Here is a 2,563-nt window from a genome sequence, read left to right on the forward strand (position 1 = left end):
AGTGATTAAGGGCTTGTATGCGGTATCGCCAGAGGCGGAGGACAGTGAGCAACTGCTGGCCAAGGTCAGCCGCGTGCTGGACAACGGCGTGGCCATCCTGCAATACCGCAACAAGAGCGCCAATACCGTGCGCCGCCTGCGCCAGGCCAGCCTGCTGGCCAGCCTGTGCAAAAGCCGCCGGGTGCTGTTCCTGATCAACGACGATGTCACCCTGGCCCGCGCCGTGGAAGCCGATGGCGTGCATCTGGGCAAGACCGACGGCTCGGTGGCCGATGCCCGCGCCATCCTGGGAAAAAACGCCATCATCGGTGTGTCCTGCTATAACGACATCGCGCTGGCCGAGCAGGCTGCGCGTGATGGTGCCAGCTATATCGCCTTTGGGGCTGTCTACCCCTCGCGCACCAAGCCCAATGCGGTGGCAGCGCCGCTGTCGCTGTTTGCCGAGGCGAAAAGGCTGGGCCTGCCTTCGGTCGCCATTGGCGGCATCACCCCGGACAATGCCGCCGAGGTGGTGGCGGCCGGCGCCAGCGCCATCGCCGTCATCGGTGGCCTGTTCGATGCTCCCGATCCCGCCGCCGCTGCCCGGCAGATGGCGGCGCTGTTCGACTAGCACCCCGCGATTTCCCCAACCTTGCAGACTACGCCGGCGCGTCCGGCAGCCAGGAGTGAGCATGACAGCCTTTCACTTTGCGCCGGCCTGTGCCGCTGATTTTGACGAATTGCTGGCGCTGCGCCTGCGCGCCTTGCGGGTCAGTCTGGAGGCACTGGGGCGCTACGACCCGGTGCGGGCACGCCAGCGCTTTACCGAGCAATTCCAGCCGGCATACTGTCGCCACATCGTGGTGGAAGGACGCCGCGTGGGCTGTGTTTCGCTCAAGCCGGCCGAGGACGGCCTGCTGATCGACCAGTTCTACCTGCAACCGGCCTGGCATGGCCGGGGGCTGGGCAGCCAGGTATTGCAAGCCTTGCTGGCCGAGGCCGACGAGCGGGGCCTGCCGGTACAGGTGGAAGTGCTCAAGGGCAGCCGCGCCAATGGCTTTTACCAGCGGCAGGGCTTTGTGCTGCAGTCCGATGGTCCTTATGACAATTACTATCGCCGTGCTGCCTGTGTAGCGGCCTGAACGGCCTGAACGGTCTGGCTGGTGTGGCTGCCTGGCCGCACCAGCCAGCTTTCCCGGCGCGACGCCGGGAGAATCATTTCACATCCCCGCCCAGCGCCTTGAACAGCGCCACCAGGTTTTCTGCCTGTGCCTGCTGCGATGCCAGCCATTGTTCCTTTACCAGCGCCAGTTGCTGGCTTTGTGCCAGCACTTCAGTCTGTGCCGCTTCCCCCACCCGCAGGCGCTGCCGTGCGATGTCCAGCTGGCGGCCGGCCAGTTGCAGGCTGCTGTGCAAGGCTTGCTGGCGCTGCTCCTCCTGCTGGTAACGCAACAGGGCGGTTTCGGTATCGGCCAGCGCAGCCAGCACTTTTTGCCGATAGGCCGCCAGCGCGGCATCGCGGGCTGCTTCACGGCCGCTGACCTGGTTTTTCAGCCGGCCTCCATTCAGCAGGGGCAGGCTCAGTTGCGGGCCGACATTCCAGAAACGGCTGGCCGCCGCGGTCAGCTTGCCTTCGTGGATGGAATCCCAGCCGCCACTGCCCACCAGCACCAGCCGCGGGTATTGCTCGGCCACCGCCACACCGATATCGGCGGTGGCGGCCGCCAGCTCGCGCTCGGCCTGGCGGATGTCGGCACGGCGGCGCAGCAAATCTGCCGGCAGCCCGATAGGCGGCTGTGCCAGCGTGGCCGGTATCGGCCGCTCGCCGGCCAGCCGCGCTGCCACCTCCGCCAGTGGCTGATCCAGCAATACGCTCAAGGCGGTCAGCGCCGCGCCCTGTGCCGTCTGCAAGGGGGGCAGCGTGGCTTGCAGGCTGGCCACGCTGGCGGCCGCCTGGTTCAGTTCGCTGTCCGACACTTCGCCACTCTGCCGCAACAAGCGTGTCAGGCGCAGGGTTTCCGCTGCGGCGGCCAGCTGGGTTTGGGCATTGCGCTGGCGTGCCACCCAGCCGCGATAGTCGATCACATTGCGTGCCACCTCGGCCGCCACCCGCAGCGCGATATCCGCCTGCTGTTGCTGCAGGCTGTCCAGCCTGGCGCTGGCCGCCTCGCGGCTGCGCGCGGTATGGCCGAACAGGTCGATTTCCCAGCTGGCATCCAGCCCCAGCCGGTAGTCGTTGAAAGCGGTTTTGGGATTGGCCAGCGGGATATTGGCAAAGTTTTCGCTGTTGCGGCTGAACTGGTCACGGCCGCTACGCGCGCCGGCACTCAGTTGCGGCCACAAGGCGCTGTCCACCTGGCCCAGGCTGGCGCGGGCCTGACGCACCCTTGCCTCGGCCTGCGCCAGATCCAGATTGGCCTGCAATGCCTGCTCCACCAGCTGGCTGAGGGCGGCATCGTCAAATACCGTCCACCACTGCGGCTGCACCGTCTGGCTGGCCGTACTGGCTGGCTGGAAATGGTAGTGCGCGGGCAGGCTGCTGGCCGGTGGCTGGTAATCCGGCCCCACCGCGCAGGCGCCTAGC

The 2,563-nt window shown here is 67.0% G+C and carries 3 protein-coding genes; 2 read left to right on the forward strand and 1 reads right to left on the reverse strand.

Annotated features, from left to right (window positions below):
* Position 1: 1 nt before the first annotated feature.
* Together thiE and JHD64_RS20960 are read left to right on the forward strand one after the other, a co-directional pair.
* The gene (gene thiE / locus JHD64_RS20955; protein ID WP_082693312.1) at positions 2-610 is read left to right on the forward strand and encodes a thiamine phosphate synthase; all 609 of its coding nucleotides are present in this window, start codon (positions 2-4) and stop codon (positions 608-610) included.
* 61 nt (positions 611-671) lie between these two features.
* A complete protein-coding gene (locus JHD64_RS20960; protein WP_059285099.1) occupies positions 672-1,121 on the forward strand; it encodes a GNAT family N-acetyltransferase in 450 nt (149 codons plus the stop codon).
* 73 nt (positions 1,122-1,194) lie between these two features.
* Here the strand turns inward: JHD64_RS20960 and JHD64_RS20965 are convergent.
* On the reverse strand, positions 1,195-2,563 hold a 1,369-nt coding region (locus JHD64_RS20965), incomplete at its 5' end, for an efflux transporter outer membrane subunit (protein ID WP_199055522.1).

Origin of the sequence: Aquitalea sp. ASV15 (genome assembly GCF_016429115.1) — a bacterium.
GTDB lineage: Bacteria > Pseudomonadota > Gammaproteobacteria > Burkholderiales > Chromobacteriaceae > Aquitalea > Aquitalea magnusonii.